Origin of the sequence: Methylobacterium variabile (assembly GCF_001043975.1) — a bacterium.
Lineage (GTDB): Bacteria > Pseudomonadota > Alphaproteobacteria > Rhizobiales > Beijerinckiaceae > Methylobacterium > Methylobacterium variabile.
Genome location: NZ_LABY01000243.1, coordinates 1 through 1126 on the forward strand (window position 1 = coordinate 1; position 1126 = coordinate 1126).

General features: G+C 69.5%; 2 protein-coding genes. Both read right to left on the reverse strand.

The genetic code is table 11. The features are described from left to right. Positions 1-560, reverse strand: a 560-nt coding sequence (locus VQ02_RS28875; RefSeq protein ID WP_048447698.1) for a DotA/TraY family protein, incomplete at its 3' end; no start/stop codon positions are given. Positions 561-569: 9 nt separating this feature from the next. Continuing rightward, a complete protein-coding gene (locus VQ02_RS28880) occupies positions 570-971 on the reverse strand; it encodes a hypothetical protein (RefSeq protein WP_245239886.1) in 402 nt (133 codons plus the stop codon). Positions 972-1126: the final 155 nt, after the last annotated feature.

A 1126-nucleotide genomic window follows, 5' to 3' on the forward strand; every position in this document is an offset into this window, starting at 1 on the left:
AGCACCTTGGCGAGCTTGCCGCGCAGGGCGAAGTCGCCGAGCGCCGGGGTCGGCTGGGCGAGCGTGCCGTACATGCCGGTGAGCTGGGTGCCGGCGACCCGGGTCCAGAGGGTGTCGCCGAAGCCCGACCCCCAGACGGCGATCTGCACCACCAGGATCTGGACGAGCGACAGGCCGGACTTGATCGGCAGGCTGAGGATCGCGCCGGTGACCACCCGAAGGACGGTGTACTTGGCGCTCGATCCGCGCCCGAAGGCTTCGCCGTCGTTCGCCGTGTCGGCGACCAGCGAGTAGGTCAGGTAGCAGCCGAGGATCGTCGCGACGATCAGGCATCCGATGTTGAAGCTGCCGAGGGCGACCGTGAGCGGGCGATCGTCCGAGCAGGTCGCGGCAGTCCACACGCCGTCGACCACGCAGCCGAGCAGCTTGCGCAGGTTGATGAGCGCCAAGTCGTTCTGGACCGGCGTGAAGATCTCCTTGCCGGTCGTCTGCGCCTGAGCCGCCGTCGCGGCAGCGAGGAGACCGAGGCTGCCAGCACCGGCGGCGATCCTGCGGAGCATGGGGGATCCCTAGAGGTTGCCGCCGGCCTGGGTGGCCAGGATGGTGCTGAACACCGCCGAGGTGCGGGCCTGCTGCTCGATGAGCTGCTGGCGCAAGCTGAGCGACATCGAGCGCATGCGGGTGAGCTCGATCAGCAGCCCGTGCTCGGATTGGCCGGCAAGGCCCGCCGACCACGCCTCGAATTGCGGCCCGCCGCCGTACTGGCCGATCAGCGCGTCGAGCTGTGCGAGCGGCGAGCCGGCGGTGGTGCCGGTCTGGTGGTCGTCGGTGGACGACATCGCCCGCACGGCGCTGAGCGAGACCAGCGCGGGCGAGCGCAGGGCTTCGACGCGGCGGGCCCGCAGCATCATCACGTCAGCCTCGGCGCCCGGCATCGCGGCGGTGGGCTTCGGCATTGGCAGGCCGGCCATCGCCTCGATCACGGCCTTGCGGTCGTCGTCGCTGGCGGCTGGATCGAACAGGACCGCGCTGTCGGCCTTGGCGGGATCCTGTAAGCGGTTGCGGACGGCGTCCTGGACCGGAAACGTATCTGTCTCTTTATGTCATCTGTCGCTGTCGACGAAAA

What these genes read in the sequence shown, in the direction of transcription:
- VQ02_RS28880 (WP_245239886.1), bottom strand. Translation starts at nt 971, where the DNA reads ATGGCCGGCCTGCCAATGCCGAAGCCCACCGCCGCGATGCCGGGCGCC.